Source organism: Prolixibacter denitrificans (assembly GCF_003014495.1).
Taxonomy (GTDB): Bacteria; Bacteroidota; Bacteroidia; order Bacteroidales; family Prolixibacteraceae; genus Prolixibacter; species Prolixibacter denitrificans.
The window spans coordinates 152,510-170,232 of the sequence record NZ_PYGC01000004.1 but is presented as its reverse complement, the minus strand read 5'-3'; the positions used below and the strand labels follow the sequence as shown (position 1 = coordinate 170,232).

Here is a 17,723-nt window from a genome sequence, read left to right as displayed (position 1 = left end):
CCATGAATAAACGAAAGTATCTCTATTTATTGTTGTTACTGGGAGTGACATTGCCGTTGCATGCACAAAAAATTCTGACCCTCGATGATGCCATGGCAATCGCAGTGAAGCATAGCCCTGATTTGATTGCTTCGAGGCTGAACCTGGAACGGACGAGCGAGTCGCTGAATGCGAAGCGGGCTTCGATGAAATCGCAGTTTTCACTGAATCTAAATCCACTTCAATACAGCCAAAGCCGGGAATTCAACGATTTGATCTCGCAATGGAACACCACGGAAAATTTCCTGACGTTTGGAACATTTACCGTTCAGCAGCCGATTTTGCTCACCGATGGAACTATTTCGCTCAACAACCAATTTGGCTGGAGGAACAGTTACAGTGAGTACACAGGTGTTCGGGACAAATCATTTTACAACAACTTGTATTTGAGTCTTACACAACCGTTGTTTACTTATAACCGGCAAAAGATGGAGTTGAAACAGCTGGAGCTGGATAACGAAAATGCCATGCTGAGCTATGCCATGCAACGGTTGAACCTCGAGAAGAATGTATCACAATTCTTCTACAATGTTTACCTGGCACAAATGAGCCTGAACATTAAGGAAGATGAATACAAAAATACTCAGAAGAGTTACGATATCATCAAAAATAAGGTGGATGCCGGGTTGGCAGCTCAGGAAGAGCTGTACCAGGCTGAGGTGAACCTGGAGACAGCACGTTCGGATAGGGATAACCAGCGGGTGACCCTGGAGAATTACAAAGACCAGTTCAAGCAGTACATCGGCATGGATATTTATGAAGATATCACCGTGATGGCTGATGTAGAAGTAAAACCTGTAACTGTGGATCAGCAAAAAGCGATTCAGCACGGTTTGGCTTCCCGCATGGAGATTCGTCAACGCGAGATTAACGTACAGAATTCGCAGTTCGATCTGATTCAGGTGAAGGCAGCCAATGAATTTCGCGGGGATGTCAGTATTACCTATGGTTTGTTGGGTGACAACCAGGAGTTGAAGGATGTGTATAAAAATCCGACCCGGAACCCGCGGGTAAATGTGGCGTTCAATATTCCGCTGTGGGACTGGGGCGAAAAGAAGGCTCAAATTAAAGCGCAGGAAGCTGTCATTAAAACGCAGGAACTGAATCTGAGCAATGAAAAAGTTCAGATTACACTGGACATTCGTCAAGTGGTGAGAAGTCTTCAGAATATGAAAAACCAGATTGACATTGCTAAAATCAACGAGAAGAACGCACAGTTGACTTATGATATTAACCTGGAACGTTACCAGAACGGTGATCTGACCAGTATGGATTTAAACCTGTATCAGACACAGCTTTCGGAGAAGAAAATGGCTTATGCGCAATCGCTTATCGATTACCGAATCGAGCTGTTGAACCTGAAGGTGCAAACGCTATACGACTTTGAAGCGAAAAAATCGGTTGTACCGGAAGAATTTCTGAAAGAATATCGCGATAGCCAAACGAAATAACCATTCCTGAAAAAATCTTGTCAAATGAAGATCTCGAATAAATGGTTGCTCGCTGCTCTTTTACCTCTATTAGCAGCATGTGGCAATCAGAATAACCAAACAGATAACGAACTGGCCATTCCGGTTTCAGTTCAGGATGTGAAAAAAAGCTCGATTGTTCAATACGTTAGCACAACAGGAACGACGAAGGCAGCAAGCGAAGCCACGTTGAGTACAGAGATGGCTGGTAACTATTATCTGCAACGCAATCCGAAAACCGGGCACCCATTTAGCTTAGGCGATAAGGTGCAGAAGGGGCAGACGATTGTTAAGCTGGAAGATGAGGAATACAAAAACGGAGTTTCGCTCGAAACCAAAAAACTGAACTACGAGATTGCTAAACTGGAGTACGAGAAACAACAGTCGCTATACGAAAAAGGCGGCGTCACCCTTCGTGAAGTGAAAAATTCGGAAGTATCGTTGAGCCAGGCAAAGCAGGATTACGAAAACGCGCAATTGCAGTTGGCGAAGATGGATATCCGGGCTCCGTTTACCGGAATCCTGGTTGATTTGCCCGATTTCACCAATGGTACACGTGTCGCTTCGGGAACAGCGGTGGCTACCCTAATGGATTACAACACACTCAATATGGAGGTGAATCTGCCCGAGAAAAACCTCTCTGTCGTGAAGGTTGGACAAGACGTTGATATTACCAATTATACCCTTCCGGAAGATACCCTTTCGGGAAAAATCAGTGAACTATCGCCGGTTGTGAGCAGCGAAACCCGGACTTTTATCGGGAAAATCCGCATTGATAATCCCGATTTGAAATTGCGTCCCGGAATGTTTGTGAAAGCTGATATACAGGTAGCGCGGAGAGATAGTGCTATTGTTATTCCCAAAGACATTATCGTTTCGGGTAACCGCGGAAAAACGGTTTATATCGTCGTGAAAGGTGCGGCACAGCAGCGGGTTATCGAAACCGGACTGGAAAATGCTAACGAAGTACAGGTTACTTCCGGCCTGAAAGCAAACGACCGGGTGGTTACCAAAGGTTTCGAAACATTGCGTAACCGGTCGAAAGTAAAGGTAGTTAAGTAGTTATTCCGGCAGCGTCCGCTGATCAGGAAAATCATATTTCTATGAGAAAACTAACGAATTTTTCGGTGAATTATCCGGTTACGGTGCTGATGGCGGTACTGGCAATCCTGTTGCTCGGTATCATCTCGTACCAACGACTGGGAATTGACCTGTTTCCCGATTTGAACTCGCCGCGCCTGTACGTGGAGATAAAATCGGGTGAACGTCCGCCTGAAGAGATGGAAACGCTCTTTGTGAAAAACATCGAAGCGCTGGCCATCCGCCAAAGCAAAGTCACACAGGTTTCTTCGATTATCCGGACGGGTTCGGCGCAGGTAACGGTCGAATATGCGTGGGGAAAAGATATGGACGAAGCTTTTCTCGATTTGCAGAAAGCTTTGTCGAACTACTCGCAGAACAGCGAAATAGATGAGCTGAACATAACCCAGCACGATCCAAATACAGCGCCGGTCATGATCGTTGGTCTTTCCAACGAGTCGATTTCCGATATGAATGACTTGCGGAAAGTGGCTGAAAACTATATCCGGAACGAACTGATCCGGCTGGAAGGTATCGCCGAGGTAGAGTTGGCGGGACAGGAAGAGCGGGAAGTACGCATTGACACGGATCCGTATAAACTGGAAGCTTTCAACCTGACGATGGACGAACTGAGTCAGAAGATCGAGGCTTTCAACCGGAGTATTTCCGGTGGTTCCATTACCGAAACCGGTATGCAGTACATCGTAAAAGGCGTGAGCATGCTGCGCGATATCGACGACTTCAACAACCTGGTTGTGGGTTACAAAGCGCCTGTCGCAGGTGATGAAACGGCTCAGAAAACACCAATTTTCCTGCGGGAAGTTGCTCATGTTTCTTATCAGAATAAAGAGCCGGAAAACATCGTCCGTGTCAACGGAAAGCGTTGTATCGGACTGGCGATTTACAAGGAAACGCGGTTCAATACCGTAAAAGCAGTTCAGGATATAAACGAGGAACTGGCCAAGATTACCAAAGCGCTTCCGGGTTACCATTTCACGGTAGTGAGCAACCAGGGAACATTTATCAAGAGTGCTATTAATGAGGTGAAGAACACACTGCTCATTGGTATTGTACTGGCTGTGTTTGTGCTGTTCCTGTTCCTCAGAAGATTTGGAACTACCCTTATCGTCAGTTTGGCGATTCCCATATCCATTATTGCCACTTTCAACCTGATGTACTTTAATGGGTTAACCCTGAATATTATGACGTTGGGAGGACTGGCGTTGGGAGCTGGTATGCTGGTGGATAATGCTATTGTGGTGATGGAGAATATTTTCCGGAATCACGAGAGCGGTTTGTCAGTGCGTGAATCGGCTATTGTTGGTACGGCCCAGGTTGGAGGAGCCATCACGGCTTCGACGTTGACGACCATCGTAGTTTTCCTGCCCATCGTTTATCTGCACGGCGCTTCAGGCGAGTTATTCCGCGACCAGGCCTGGACCGTGGCTTTCTCACTACTATCTTCTTTGGTCGTCGCTATTTTCCTGATTCCGATGATGTATCACCGCATCTACCGGAAGAAAGAGGCGACACTAAAATTTCGTTCAGTTCAGGTAAAAGGGTACGGAACTTTTCTGTCCCGGATTTTGGAACGTCGTTGGTGGGTGATTGGCGGAGGAATTGCTCTGCTGGTTATTTCAGCTTTGCTTTATCCTTTTATCGGAAGTGAGTTTATGCCCAAAGCCGATAGTCGCGAATTCACCATCGAGGTAAAAATGCCCGAAGGCACACCGCTCGAACGAACATCGGATGGAGTTGCATCAATGGAAGCGCTGCTGAAAGAACTGTTGGGCGACAATGTGCAGTCTATCTATTCCCGCATTGGTCCGGGTTCCGATTTGTCCGAAACAACGCAAAGTGTTTTTGAAGGAGAAAATACGGCTGAGGTAAAAGTCGTGCTGAAGCCGAACGCGAAATACAGTTCACGCAATGTGGTGGAAGCGGTTTCGAAATGGTACAAAGACAATCCACAGTTCGAAGTCAACTTTGTGCAGGACGAAACAGCGCTGCAAAGCATTCTGGGTACGCAGGATGCACCAGTAGTGGTGGAGGTTCAGGGAGAAGATTTGAACGTAATCGATACACTTACCCGGCAGGTGATGAAAAGAGTCCAGAATATTCCCGGATTGTACAATATGCGCACAAACATCGAAGACGGTTATCCGGAAGTAGATGTGGAAGTCGACCGTTTGATGGCCGGAATGCATAACCTAAGCGTGGAGCAGGTGGTCAGCCAGATTACTGCTCAGCTGGAAGGACAGGATGCAGGCCAGATGGAGAAGGGAGGTGAGATGCGCGACATCACCATTCATACTCCAAAGATGAGTTTGAGGCAGTTTCATAATATTGAGCTAAACAGCAATGGACAAGTCATCCGGTTGGATGAGATTGCCAGGTTGAAAGAGTCCGTTTCGCCAAAAGAGATTTATCGTCTTAACCAAAACCGTATTGGGAAGGTGATGGCTGATTTGGATAAAAACGTGCCGCTGGATAAAGTCGTAAGTCAGATGCGCAGCAAACTGGCCGGCATGCAGTTGCCTAACGATTATAAAATCAAAATAGCCGGCGAAGAGCAGAAACGCGAGGACTCGATGCATAGTCTCGAGTTCGCACTCCTTTTGTCCATTATTCTGGTGTATATGGTAATGGCTTCACAGTTTGAGTCGCTGATTCATCCATTCGTCATTCTACTGACTATTCCGTTCTCGCTGGTTGGAACTGTGTTGCTGTTCTTCATCATGGGACAGCCGTTCAATATCATGGCGCTAATCGGTGTGATAATGCTGGTGGGAATTGCGGTCAACGATTCTATCATTTTTGTCGACCGCATTAACCAGCTATGGCGAGGTGGTATGGAAAAACGGGAAGCTATCGCGGTAGCGGGACAACAACGTATCCGTCCAATCATCATGACCAGTTTGACGACGATATTAGCGTTGCTTCCGCTGACATTTGGTTTCGGAGAGAGCGCTTCGTTGCGTTCGTCGATGGCATTGGCGGTTATCGGAGGTTTGGTAACCAGCACCATTCTAACGTTGGTGGTGATTCCATGTGTGTACGATCTGTTTACCGGAAAAACGATTCGTAGTCTGGATACAGTGACAGACGAAGAGGAGTAACGAATACCGGGATAAGGACGGTCTGAAAGGCACCGAACAGGCCTTCGGACAAGCTAAACTTGCGAACGAATGAAATTTATTATAAACAGAAAGACCCTTATCAGCATGTTATTCATCGGGCTGAGTTTGCTGGGATATATCTCCTGGCAGAATCTCCCGATGGAGCTGTTTCCCAATGCTGAGCTGCCCGTGCTTTTCGTTCAGGTGAATACCCAAACGGAGGTGGACCCCAAATACATGGAGAACGAGGCCATCATTCCGTTGGAAGGAGCGATTGGAACCATGCAGGGAATTGAAAATCTGCAATCGACAGCACAATCGCAACGGGGTACCATTGTCGTTGAGTTCAAGAAGAACGTCAATTTCAAATATACTTATCTGAAGCTACAGGAGAAGATTGATGAAGCGAAACAGTCGCTTCCTGAAGAATTCCGGGTAACCGTGATGAAGGTGGATCTGGACCAGATGAACAACCAGTTCATGGAGCTTCAGGTGCGCGGTTCCGGTGGTGTCGACAGGGTAAGGAATGAAACTGATCAGGAGATTGTTCCTGAACTGGAAAACATCGACGGAGTTGCGGGAGTAACGGCCTATGGTGGCCGTGAGAAATCCGTTGAGGTGCGACTGAAGAAGGCGATGTGCGAGGCGTATGGCATTACGCCGGCAACTATCCGGAGCAAAATTGCCCAAAGTTACCGCACCCGTGCTTTCGCCGGAAATGTATATCAATCGAACCGGCAGTACATCGTGCACGTCAATGCCGAGTATACCGATATCAAGTCGCTGGAAAACCTGGTAATTGCCGATGGTCCCATCCTGCTAAAGGATGTGGCGAATGTTTATTTCGGTGTGAAGGAAGAGACCTCTTATTCCCGTGTCAACGGAAAGGATGCGGTGACAGTTCGGCTGGTGAATGACGCACAGGCGAACCTGATTGATGTTTCGCACAAAACGCTCGATGTGGTTAAGAAGCTGAATGAGAAGTTGGCTTCGAAAGATATTGAGATTGTTGTCCAGAACAACACGGCGCAAACCATGGAGGACAACATCAACCAGATTATTGAACTGGCTTTGGTGGGTGGACTTCTGGCCGTGCTTGTGCTTTGGATTTTCCTGAAGAACTTCCAGCTGGTTTCGGTCATTGCTCTGGCCATTCCCATTTCGGTGTATTCGGCGTTCAACTTCTTCTATGCGGCCGATATCACTATCAATAGTCTGACTTTGGTGGGAATGGCGCTGGCTATCGGGATGTTGCTCGACAATAGCGTCGTCGTGCTTGAAAATATATACCGATTACGATCACAGGGCCTTCCTCCGGCGAAGGCAGTCATTCAGGGTACTACGGAAGTGTGGCGTTCGATTGTGGCGGCTACATTGACCACTATCACGGTATTTTTGCCTTTCCTTTTTTCCGATAATTACCTGATTAGCCTTATCGGGAAAAATGTGGGTGTTTCTATTATTTCGACTCTCACCATCAGTTTGTTTGTGGCGCTGTTGCTGGTGCCCATGATGGCCCACTATTTCCTTTCCAGGAAGAAAAGTACCTCGATTAATTTCAACCAGGTTTCCATGCGGAACCCGTTGATTCAGGGGTATGTGATGGTGTTGAAGAATACGCTCCGAAGTCCGGCCAGGACGATTATCGGTGCACTGGTTTTCTTTTTCCTGACCATTTTTATCGTGTTGGCGGTGAGCGTGAATAACCTCAGCGAAGTTGAGACCAACGATTTTCAGATTTATGTGACCATGCCTTCCGGTTCGACGCTCGAATCGACTGACAAGGTCGTTTCCCAAATCGAAAGCCGTCTCGAACCAATAGAGGAAAAGCAGGATGTCGTTAGTAAAATTGAAGAAGATAATGCGGTCGTTACGGTTACGCTGAAAGACGACTATAAGAAGACGAGCAAACGAAGCATAGCCGAAATTAAAAGCGATGTCGAAAATCGTGTTGAAAATATTTCCGGCGCTGAAATTAGTGTCGACGAAGAACCGGCTTCTTCCGGAAACCGCGGTGGCGGAGGTGGCGGTTCGTTTGGAGGAGGTGGAACCAGCTTCATGCGGTTGCTGGGAGTGGGAACCAACTGGGAACGCATTCTCATCAAAGGACAGGACTTCGAAACGATGAAGAATGTGGCTTCCGATTTTCAGTATTATCTCGAAAATCTGGAGTCGATGCGCCGCGTGCAGGTGAGTTATTCCGACAATCGGCCGGAAGTTCATCTCGAGTTTCATCCACTGCTGCTGACTGCTTACGATATTCCTTTGTCCAATATTGCTTCTGAATTGAATTCTTTCAACCCGGAAATCAATACCAACGTTCCGTTCAAACAAGGAAACGACGAATACGATATCATCATTCGTGATGAAGATGCGAAGGACAAGAAAGAGCGTTCGGCTGATGATTTAAGGCATTTACTCATTACCGATGCGAATGGTGGTACCCACGAATTGCAGTCAGTAGCCGACGTGGTTTTCTCTTCCGGGTACGCGCAAATCGACCGGGTGAACCAGGAAAAGCAGATTGAAGTGCGCTATCGTTTCATCGACGAGGCGCAGGATTCGAAGACCTTGCTCGATGCTTACCGCATGGAAGTGGACCAGATCGTAGCCAATTACAACCTGCCTTCGGGTGTTGCTGTTCAGGTTATTCACGAAGAAGATGATCTGCAGGAGTTTTATTTCCTGATTTTGGCGGCCTTTATCCTGATCCTTATGATTCTGGCTTCGGTATTCGAATCATTGTCCACTCCGTTTGTTTTGATGTTTTCCATCCCGCTGGCGGCCATCGGATCATTCCTGGCCCTCATCTTTACCGGGAATAGCCTGTTCAATGCGAACACGTTAACGGGCTTCCTGATATTGCTTGGGGTTGTTGTGAACAACGGAATTATACTCATCGACTATACCGGTATTCTTCGGAAGCGTGGTTACCGGAAAGAACGTGCCCTGATTACGGCCGGAATGTCGCGTATTCGTCCGATTCTGATTACGGCTATTACCACCATCGTGGCCATGCTGCCACTGGCGATGGGCGACAATGAATATGTCGGAGCAATTGGTGCACCGTTCGCTATTACTGTAATTGGCGGACTAAGTGTGAGCACATTGCTAACTCTCATCTTTATACCGACCTTCTATTTTGGCCTGGAGAATGCGATTAACTGGGTGCGCAAGCTCGATCTTCGGATTCAAATCCTTCAGATTTTGCTTTACGTAGGTGGCTGTATTCTCATCTTCACGAAAGTGGATACATTCATGTGGCAGATGGTCGATCTGGTTGGATTGACGGTATTGATTCCCGGAACGACCTGGTTCGTGAAAAATAGTCTGCGAAAAGCCACAGAAACGGTAATCGATTCGGATGTACCGATTCAAATCAGGATACAGAACCTCGTGAAGATTTACGATCGGGGCAATCGGTTTATTCGTGAATGGAAGGGCAACCGGAACATTCGCGAACGCAAAGGCGAGCTGAAAACGTATCATTCGTGGCGCGATTTTGATGATTTTGTCTGGGAACTGCCGCTATTGGGCTTCCTGACGTACTTCACGTTCTCTTATCTCGACAGCGGTTGGTGGATGTTTGTCATGGCACATTTTGTCTTCCTCATGGTTTTGTCGATTTGGCGCAGAGTACAACTGCTACTGGCTTATTCTTCCGCGCAAAGCGGAAAAGACCGGCCGGTGAAAATGGGAATTATCATTCATCGCCTGCTGTATTGGGGACTTCCGGCAGTGGCATTGGCGTTGTTTTATCTGAAATGGGAAACCATCGGTTCGGTGGTGATGATTGCGGTGTTGTGGTATTTCGTGTTGGCAGTGAAAGTGACAGCTGATAAACTGTATCGCGAAAAGGTGAACATCGAACGGTTGAAAGGTCGTTTTGCCGGCTTGCGCCGATTGTTCTTCAAACTGGTGGAACAAATCCCGGTTATCGGTCGTAAACGCGACCCATTCAAAGCATTGCGTGGCGTTTCGCTGGAAATTGGAACGGGTATGATTGGTTTACTCGGACCGAACGGCGCCGGTAAATCGACGATGATGCGTGTGATTTGCGGAATTTACGACCAGAGCTATGGTAAGGTTTGGATCAACGGTGTCGATACGCAACACAAACGCGAAGAGCTGCAGGGACTGATTGGTTATCTTCCGCAGGAATTCGGTACGTACGAAAATATGTCGGCGTGGGAATTCCTCGATTACCAGGCCATGTTGAAAGGTTTGTCGGAAAAAGAGGCTCGCGAAGCCCGTGTGCAATACGTGCTGGAAGCGGTTCACCTGTGGGATCGGAAAAACGAAAAAATTGGTTCGTTCTCCGGTGGAATGAAACAGCGGATTGGAATTGCACAAATCCTGTTGCATCTGCCGCGCATTCTTGTTGTCGATGAGCCGACTGCGGGCCTCGATCCACGCGAACGTATCCGTTTCCGGAACCTGTTGGTGGAATTGAGTCGTGAGCGCGTGGTCATTTTCTCAACACACGTCATCGAGGATATTTCCAGTTCGTGTAACCAGGTGGCTGTTATCAACCGCGGTGAACTGCGTTATACGGGTCATCCCAACAACATGCTGAAACTGGCCGATGGCCTGGTTTGGCAGTTCCTGATTCCGGCAAAAGAATTTGATGCCATGGAAGGAAAAGATCGGGTCGTGCACCACATGCGCGATGGTGACCAGATTAAAGTCCGGTACATCTCGGCAATTCAACCGGCTCCGGATGCCGTAGTGGTGAAACCGGTGCTGGAAGAGGCTTATTTGTGCCTGTTGAAAGGAATTCAAAAAGAAAACAGTTGATTCAGTTCAACTAAATGAACGCTTGAAGATGAATACAAGATATATCGATAGAATCGTGAAAAACCGCTGGTTGGATTTGATTGTTCGCATGGCGCGGTACAACATGAAAATCATATTTGCCGGACGGTTCCTGTGGTTTTTCCTGGCATCGCTGGTTTTTTACATTCTGCTGGCCATTAATCTGGTCTTTAACGAGCCGGGCTACACCATGTCGTCGGTTTACGGAATTTTGTATTTCCCGGCGGTGCTGCTCATCTTTTATCCTACTGCTTTTGGCATTCAGAACGACGCTGACGCACGTATCCTGGAAATCCTTTTCGGGATACCCGATTACCGTTACAAAGTGTGGCTGGTTCGTTTGGTAATGATATTTATTCTGGTTTGGCTCTTCCTGTTGGTATTTTGCGTACTGGGCTACTATGCCTTGGTGCCGTTTCCAATTAATTCGATGTCTCTGCAGCTGATGTTCCCCGTGGTTTTTCTCGGTTGTATGTCGTTTATGTTGTCTACCGTAGTGAAAAACGGAAACGGAACAGCGGTCATCATGGTGATTGTTGGAATTACGCTGTTAATCCTGAGTGATCTGCTTAGTCGCACCCAGTGGAATGTTTTCCTAAATCCATTCTCGATTCCCGATGATATGAATGAGTTAATCTGGAGTCAGATAACCCAGAAGAACCGGATTTTTCTGGCGGTTGGAAGCGTGATATTTCTCCTGGTTGGATTGACCAATCTGCAGCGCCGTGAGAAATTTCTGAAGTAGGAATAAAATTTTGTCTGCCGGATGTAAATTTATTTTGGCAGTTGCCATTCAGCATTACCTTTGCAGAAACAGATAACCTGACAATGAAAAGCGAAACGCTGAAGAGCCATTTTAAGCTGCATTTTGTGGTCCTGATTTATGGATTCACCGCCATACTTGGCAAGTTGATTACGTTGCCGGCCACACAATTGGTCTGGTTCCGCATGCTTATTGCGGCTGTTTCGTTCTATCTCTATTTCCGTATCCGGAAGAAGAGTTTTCGCGTTTCCCGGAAGGATTTACTGCAAATTTTGGGCGTGGGGCTCATTGTGGGGGCGCATTGGATTACCTTCTTTGGGGCGATTAAAATCTCGAATGTTTCGGTAACATTAGGTTGTCTTGCCTCCACTACATTGTTTACCAGTTTCCTGGAGCCGTTGTTTTATCGTCGTCGGCTGAACCTGCTCGATATCTTTATCGGGTTGATGATCATCGCTGGACTTTACATGGTGTTCCGTTTCGAGACACAGTATACGGCCGGAATACTGGTGGCCCTGACGTCGGCATTTTTGGCCGGTTTGTTTACCGTTCTGAATAAAAAGCTGATTGCCCACAACAGTGCGTCGGTGATTAGTTTTTATGAGATGCTGGGCGGATTTGCCGGTATTTCTGTTTTCCTCGCTGTAACCGGTCAACTCAATTTATCTTCACTTCAGATGACAGGTATGGACCTGTTTTACCTGTTGTTGTTGGCCGTGGTTTGTACCGCTTTTGCGTTTGCCGTTCAGGTGGACGTGATGCGGGAGTTATCTGCCTATATTGTCGCGCTGACCATTAACCTGGAACCTATCTACGGTATTTTGCTGGCCTTCTTTATCTTCGGCGAGTCGGAACAGATGACCGGCGGTTTTTATGCCGGTACAGCGGTTATCCTGCTGGCGGTTTTCGGCTATCCTGTTTACCATCATTATAAACGGAAAAGATCGCTTCAAAAAGCCTGATTCTTCTCTTCTGTTTTTTCCCGCGAAGCGCTGAAATGATTCATTTTAGGGGTACTCTTTCAATTGCTTTATCATCAGATTTATAGTAAATTGTATAAAGCAGTGTTTAGGTGGAAATTTCTTTTTGCTAACCTTTAAAGATTACGTCATGGTGCATGCAGTGAATAAGAGGAAAAGTTCTGTCGGCAGGAAAGAGGAAAAACAGGTTTTACCGAAATTGAAATGGGCAGGAAGCAAGGTGCAGGATGATATCTTTTCGGATGATGTAAGCCTGTTTAAATCGCATTTCGATGTCGATTATGAGAGCTATTTACAACGGTTGTGGGATGCCAATAATGATATTTACCGGATTTTAGCGGAAGCAGACGATTTGGAACAGGCCCGCGATAGGTTTTATGCCTATTTGGACCGGACCGAGCGGAAGGTTTTCGATTTGGACAATAAGCTGCACATTCTCGAAAAATCGACTGTGCGCGAGTGCATACGGGTATTGCGCAGTATCATAGGGCCAATCAACGAGTTTCGGACCGAGTTTTCGGCGCTGGATAGTTTATGGAAATTAGCCCGGAATCAACGGACCGAGCTGAAAGAGAAGATATCGGTCGGGTTTATCCTGGAGTTTATCAACCTTTTTCGTGGGGTAACCGGCAAGTCACATATTTACCTGGAAGATAAAGAGGTGGAGAAAGGAATCCCCGACTTCCTCCGAATGGAAGGGCGGGAGGCGGCTCACTTGCGGACAGAAATCCTCGACGAAATGGGCTCCGGCATGCTGAAATATTTCAAGAAATATCCTTCCGGATTGGAAGAGGAAGTGATAGGCTGGCGAACCGAAAACCGCTCGCGCATCCTTCGGCACTTCAAGGGCACGGAAAAAGACTGGAGCAGCTACACGTGGCAAATACGGAACGTGATTCGGTCGTCGAAACCGCTGGCTGATTTGATTGAGCTCTCGGCCGAACAACAGGAAACGATCGACCGTGCCGTGCAGCATCATATTGCTTTCGGAATCACGCCCTATTATCTCAGCCTCATGGATTCGCAAATCTCGGTTGGATACGATCACGCTATTCGCGCCCAGGTGATTCCGCCCAAAGAGTACGTGGACAAAATGAGCGAATTGCGGCCGGGCCGTAAGCTCTCGTTCGATTTTATGGGTGAGCACGACTGCTCTCCGGTCGATCTGGTGACCCGTCGGTATCCCATGATTGCCATCATGAAACCGTACAACACCTGTGCGCAGATTTGTGTGTACTGCCAGCGAAACTGGGAAATTGAGCGGGTGCTCGAACCAAGGGCCATGGCATCGAAAGAGAAGCTGCAGAACGCCTTATCATGGTTCGACCGGCATAAGAGCATCGGTGATGTGCTGATTACCGGGGGCGACCCGCTCGTGATGCGCGATGCGCAGCTGGAAAATATCCTGGCAACCCTTTCCCAGAAGAAGCATATCTACCGTATCCGGATTGGCTCGCGCACGCCGGTGGTCCTGCCCATGCGTTTCACCGACGAGCTGGTGGCCATGTTGGCCAAATATCACCAGCCGCCCCGGTTACACCTGTCCATCGTCACCCATTTCGAGCATTCGTACGAAATTACGCCCGAAGCAATGGAAGCGGTTCAGAAGCTCCGGAAAGCGGGCATCAGCGTTTATAACCAGCAGGTGTTTACGGTCGAGAATTCGCGGCGATTCGAAACGGCTAAACTGCGCAAGGATTTGAAATCGATTGGGGTCGACCCGTATTATACCTTCAACATGAAAGGAAAAGAGGAGACGAAGCAGTACATGGTGCCCATTGCCCGCATTCTGCAGGAGCGAAAGGAGGAGGCTCGTCTGTTGCCCGGCCTCGACCGCACCGACGAGCCGGTGTTTAATGTTCCCCGTTTGGGAAAAAACCATCTGCGTGCCGGGCAGGACAGGCGCCTGGTGATGATTCTGCCGGACGGCTCGCGGGTGTACGAGTTCCATCCGTGGGAAAAGAATATCAAGCCCATTCCGCCCTATAACTACGTCGATGTGCCCATTTACGACTACCTGGAAGAGCTGGCTTCGCGCGGCGAGAATATCCACGACTACCGGACCATCTGGTTTTATTATTGAGAAGCGCCCGCTAGGTCGCTCTGCCTTCTTCAGTACCCTGAAAAATCTCCTGCCGGGTGTATTCGCTTTCTTTTGTTGCCCGGGTGGCCGTTACTGTTTGGCAGGAACCATTTCGGGTTACCCGGGAAGTCGCTGCAGCGAAGGTTTGCTGGCGCTCACCGGCTGCGGTTAGTATACCTCAATCTCATCGGTAAAAATGAATACGCCCTGGTGCGGAACACGCGCATATTTCGCTTTTACACGGATGTAACGGCACGCCTGGCCGGGGAAATCAACCCTGATGGTTTTTACCTTTATTTCCGGCGATGTTCTCGGGTTCACCGGTTCGGCTTGTTTCCAGCTTTTCACATGCCGGTAGTGTCGCCCGTCTTCCGATAACCATACATCCATGCCTACCGGGAAGCGGATGCCGGCGCCCGAATCTTCCAGGCAATTCAGGCCCACCTCGTGAACGTTCATCACCGAGTCGAGCTGAACAACGGCGTCGAAATCTTTCCCAATGACGCCAATCCATTTGCCGTTGCCCCATTTGTTGCCGCCAAAATCCAGATCGGTCAGTGTTTGTCCGCCGTGTGCGCTGTATTGGGCCGTTGGCTTGCTTTTCAATATCACTTTCGCTCCCCGCGCTTTGTGAACAATGGCCTTTTTGATTTCCGGCTTCACCAAAGCAACACTGTCTTTTACCGAAATCGCCTTCACGGTAGTGGAGTGGTCGAGCAAAAACGGTTGGGTATAATGTACGCCGTTGTTGAGCGTCGGCACTGAGCCATCGGTTGTATAAATAATGCCGGCCGGAAGTTCGGTGGTGATGTCCACTTTCAGTTTCTTATTTTCCGGGTTAACCGAGAAGTTAATGGCTGGCCGGTAAGCGCTCGGTGCATAGTTGATGTTGAGTTTCCTGTAGCGGCTCAGCATTCGTTCCATTTTAGACTGGAAACGGTGCCAGTTTTTGGTTCCTTTTTGTTGCCACGCAATTTCCGACAGCGCGGCCATGCGCGGAAACACCATATATTCCACATGTTTGGCATTGGGCATGTACTCGGTCCAAACGTTGGCTTGCACGCCCAGCAAGCGCGAAGCATCAGCCGGTGTGGCATTTTTCGGCAGCGGCTCGTAATCGTATACCTTCTTTAACGGAGAATAACCGCCAAATGCCCTGGGCTCGTTATCGCTGAGGCTTTGGTAATGGTCGAAGTAGAGCACCGAACCGGTTGTCAGCACCGTGGGGTGGCCTTTGTCGAGTACCCGTTTCACGCCGTCTTCGCCGCCCCAATACATAATGCTGGCCGTGGGAGAGAGCTTGCCTTGCAGGATTTCGTGCCAACCGATGAGCTTCCGTCCCTTCGATTTCAGGTATTTGTCGAAGTGGTTGATGAAGTAACTCTGAAGACCGTTGGGCGTCAGATGCTTTTCGCGCATCAGCTTTTGGCACGAGGCGCATTTCTTCCAGTTACTCTTATTCACTTCGTCGCCGCCAATGTGGATGTATTTCGACGGAAAGAGCTGAACCACTTCGTCGATGACATCTTCCAGCAGCTTATAACTCGCCGGGTTGCTGGCGCAGTAAACACCGGTGTTCGGCAGTCGTTTCCCGTTTTTATCTTTGCCGAGCAGTTGCGGATAACACTGAAAAACTACCTCGGAATGGCCGGGTAACTCAATTTCAGGTACCACGGTAACAAAGCGCTTTTTCGCGTAAGCAACAATCTCTTTGATCTGTTTCTGCGTATAAAAGCCGCCGTATTTCGGACGGTTATCGCCCGGTTTCCATACCTCGAAATCCTGCCAGGGCATTTTCCCCGGTTTAACCACCCGCCAGGCGCCCCATTCGGTCAGCCTGGGATGTGATTTGATTTCGATTCGCCAGCCAATGCCGTCGACCAGGTGCCAGTGAAAAACATTGAGTTTGTGCATGGCCAGGTAATCGATGTATTTTTTGATGAAATCGACAGGCATGAAGTGGCGCGAAACATCGAGGTGCATTCCCCGCCAGGAGAAACGTGGTTTATCGATTATCTCAACAGCTGGCAAGGCCAGTATGGGGAAAGATTCAGTTTCCAGTTTTGCCGGAAGAAGTTGCCGAATGGTTTCGACAGCATAGAAAAGTCCGGCTGCTCCGGACGATTGAATCAGAACCTGGTTTTGATTTATTGTAAGGATATATCCTTCATTGGTTAGCGAGTCGAGTGCCGGATTGTATTGAAATAGAATCGCCTTCTTCCCGGTAGGTAAATTCTCCGAAAAGCTGACAGGCAGATTCATTTTTACCGTACGATGCAATTGTTCCACAGCCGGAAGCATGGTGGAATCGGAAATAATAACCGGTGTTGAGGTCTTTAGAATGAAGTCAGGCGCTTCTTTGGTGGTCAGCTGCCAGGGCTGAGGAATCACTTCGATGGGTCGGACGGCTTTTGGAACGGGCTGACAGGCCATACACAGAAGCGCGATAGAAAGGGTGAGCAAGGTGGCGAAAGACTTCATACTACAGTTGGTTTGTTGTTATTGGCGGCTAAAATAACCATTCGGAGGAAAGCCGGGTAAAGTTTTAATAAGATTGGCGCAAATGAGAAAATTACTTCGGGAGTATTTCAACCTGTTTTGGATGGAGACTATCGATTGTTAACAGTTTTGACTTAATTCTGAAATAGATTCCTCATAACTTTTCAATGCTTTCGTCATAACTAAATAAGGTGCAATTAATACGTTCCAGTTTTTCCCGCCGTAATTTTGAACCGGTAAAAATAATGCTGGCTGAAGTATATGACGCTGTTTTTACCGCCTGATTTAAAGATTTTTGACTAAAACTGATCGAAATGAAAGGGGTATTGTTGATTTTACTGTTCGTCTTGCCGTTGCATATGCTGTTAGGACAGGATTTTGCAGCAAATGCGAACGGAACGAAATTCAAAACCAAACATCCGGCAGAAAAGGAAGCGGTTGCGAGAGCTTATAAGTGGGAGTTTTATTCTCCGGATCTGAATAGTTATCAAAAGAGAAAGTCTCCGGTTGAAAATGGAGAGCGTTTCGATGCACCACTCGAGCCGTTGAAGGATATGTTCAACGAAAGTTATACCGATAAGGAACCGATTGCTCCAGGAAATCCGGCAACGCGCATTGTGATTCGCAAACCTTCGATATACAACGCCGTCCGGAAGATTGACAAATACTATTCAAAACAGGTAGCGCGTGGTGAAATGAATTCGGCGAATGCTCGCAAAAGTCTCGAAAGAGTCCTGACCATTGCCATTGCGGCACTCAGCGAGAGAAGCCAAAGTTTCGAGGATGCTCTTCAGCAAAACAGGAGAAATCCGGAGGCACTGCTAGCTCAATTTAACCAGGTAAAACTGAAGGATATGTAATATGAAATGAACAAAA

Annotated in this window: 9 protein-coding genes; 8 read left to right on the top strand and 1 reads right to left on the bottom strand. The window is 47.9% G+C overall.

From position 1 onward, the window contains the following. The first annotated feature begins 2 nt into the window (after positions 1 to 2). The 7 genes from CLV93_RS09725 to CLV93_RS09695 all read left to right on the top strand — a co-directional run bounded on the left by CLV93_RS09725 (position 3) and on the right by CLV93_RS09695 (position 14,348). Positions 3 to 1,490 carry a TolC family protein gene (locus CLV93_RS09725; protein ID WP_106542007.1) on the top strand — a complete coding sequence of 496 codons (1,488 nt, stop codon included), beginning with the start codon at positions 3 to 5 and terminating at the stop codon, positions 1,488 to 1,490. A gap of 24 nt (positions 1,491 to 1,514) precedes the next feature. Next, positions 1,515 to 2,570 (top strand): efflux RND transporter periplasmic adaptor subunit, encoded by a 1,056-nt coding sequence (locus CLV93_RS09720; RefSeq protein ID WP_106542006.1) that lies wholly within the window; start codon positions 1,515 to 1,517, stop codon positions 2,568 to 2,570. A gap of 41 nt (positions 2,571 to 2,611) precedes the next feature. After that, positions 2,612 to 5,707 carry an efflux RND transporter permease subunit gene (locus tag CLV93_RS09715; RefSeq protein WP_106542005.1) on the top strand — a complete coding sequence of 1,032 codons (3,096 nt, stop codon included), beginning with the start codon at positions 2,612 to 2,614 and terminating at the stop codon, positions 5,705 to 5,707. A 69-nt stretch (positions 5,708 to 5,776) separates the two neighbouring features. After that, positions 5,777 to 10,504 carry an efflux RND transporter permease subunit gene (locus CLV93_RS09710; protein ID WP_106542004.1) on the top strand — a complete coding sequence of 1,576 codons (4,728 nt, stop codon included), beginning with the start codon at positions 5,777 to 5,779 and terminating at the stop codon, positions 10,502 to 10,504. A 28-nt stretch (positions 10,505 to 10,532) separates the two neighbouring features. Further along, positions 10,533 to 11,267 carry a hypothetical protein gene (locus tag CLV93_RS09705; protein ID WP_211297794.1) on the top strand — a complete coding sequence of 245 codons (735 nt, stop codon included), beginning with the start codon at positions 10,533 to 10,535 and terminating at the stop codon, positions 11,265 to 11,267. Between the two features lie 83 nt (positions 11,268 to 11,350). Then, positions 11,351 to 12,247 (top strand): DMT family transporter, encoded by an 897-nt coding sequence (locus CLV93_RS09700; protein ID WP_106542003.1) that lies wholly within the window; start codon positions 11,351 to 11,353, stop codon positions 12,245 to 12,247. Between the two features lie 148 nt (positions 12,248 to 12,395). Then, entirely contained in the window at positions 12,396 to 14,348 is a 1,953-nt protein-coding gene (locus CLV93_RS09695) for a KamA family radical SAM protein (protein WP_106542002.1), read from the top strand. A 168-nt stretch (positions 14,349 to 14,516) separates the two neighbouring features. Here CLV93_RS09695 and CLV93_RS09690 read toward each other — a convergent pair whose 3' ends face one another. Continuing rightward, complete coding sequence (locus CLV93_RS09690) at positions 14,517 to 16,829, bottom strand: beta-N-acetylhexosaminidase (RefSeq protein ID WP_106542001.1); 2,313 nt, start codon at positions 16,827 to 16,829, stop codon at positions 14,517 to 14,519. A gap of 332 nt (positions 16,830 to 17,161) precedes the next feature. Here CLV93_RS09690 and CLV93_RS09685 point away from each other — a divergent pair, with 332 nt between their 5' ends. Continuing rightward, positions 17,162 to 17,707, top strand: a complete 546-nt coding sequence (locus CLV93_RS09685) for a hypothetical protein (RefSeq protein WP_106542000.1) — start codon at positions 17,162 to 17,164, stop codon at positions 17,705 to 17,707. Positions 17,708 to 17,723 lie beyond the last annotated feature (16 nt).

What these genes read in the sequence shown, in the direction of transcription:
- CLV93_RS09695 (WP_106542002.1), top strand. Translation starts at nt 12,396, where the DNA reads ATGGTGCATGCAGTGAATAAGAGGAAAAGTTCTGTCGGCAGGAAAGAG.
- CLV93_RS09710 (WP_106542004.1), top strand. Translation starts at nt 5,777, where the DNA reads ATGAAATTTATTATAAACAGAAAGACCCTTATCAGCATGTTATTCATC.
- CLV93_RS09690 (WP_106542001.1), bottom strand. Translation starts at nt 16,829, where the DNA reads ATGAAGTCTTTCGCCACCTTGCTCACCCTTTCTATCGCGCTTCTGTGT.
- CLV93_RS09705 (WP_211297794.1), top strand. Translation starts at nt 10,533, where the DNA reads ATGAATACAAGATATATCGATAGAATCGTGAAAAACCGCTGGTTGGAT.
- CLV93_RS09685 (WP_106542000.1), top strand. Translation starts at nt 17,162, where the DNA reads ATGAAAGGGGTATTGTTGATTTTACTGTTCGTCTTGCCGTTGCATATG.
- CLV93_RS09720 (WP_106542006.1), top strand. Translation starts at nt 1,515, where the DNA reads ATGAAGATCTCGAATAAATGGTTGCTCGCTGCTCTTTTACCTCTATTA.
- CLV93_RS09715 (WP_106542005.1), top strand. Translation starts at nt 2,612, where the DNA reads ATGAGAAAACTAACGAATTTTTCGGTGAATTATCCGGTTACGGTGCTG.
- CLV93_RS09700 (WP_106542003.1), top strand. Translation starts at nt 11,351, where the DNA reads ATGAAAAGCGAAACGCTGAAGAGCCATTTTAAGCTGCATTTTGTGGTC.
- CLV93_RS09725 (WP_106542007.1), top strand. Translation starts at nt 3, where the DNA reads ATGAATAAACGAAAGTATCTCTATTTATTGTTGTTACTGGGAGTGACA.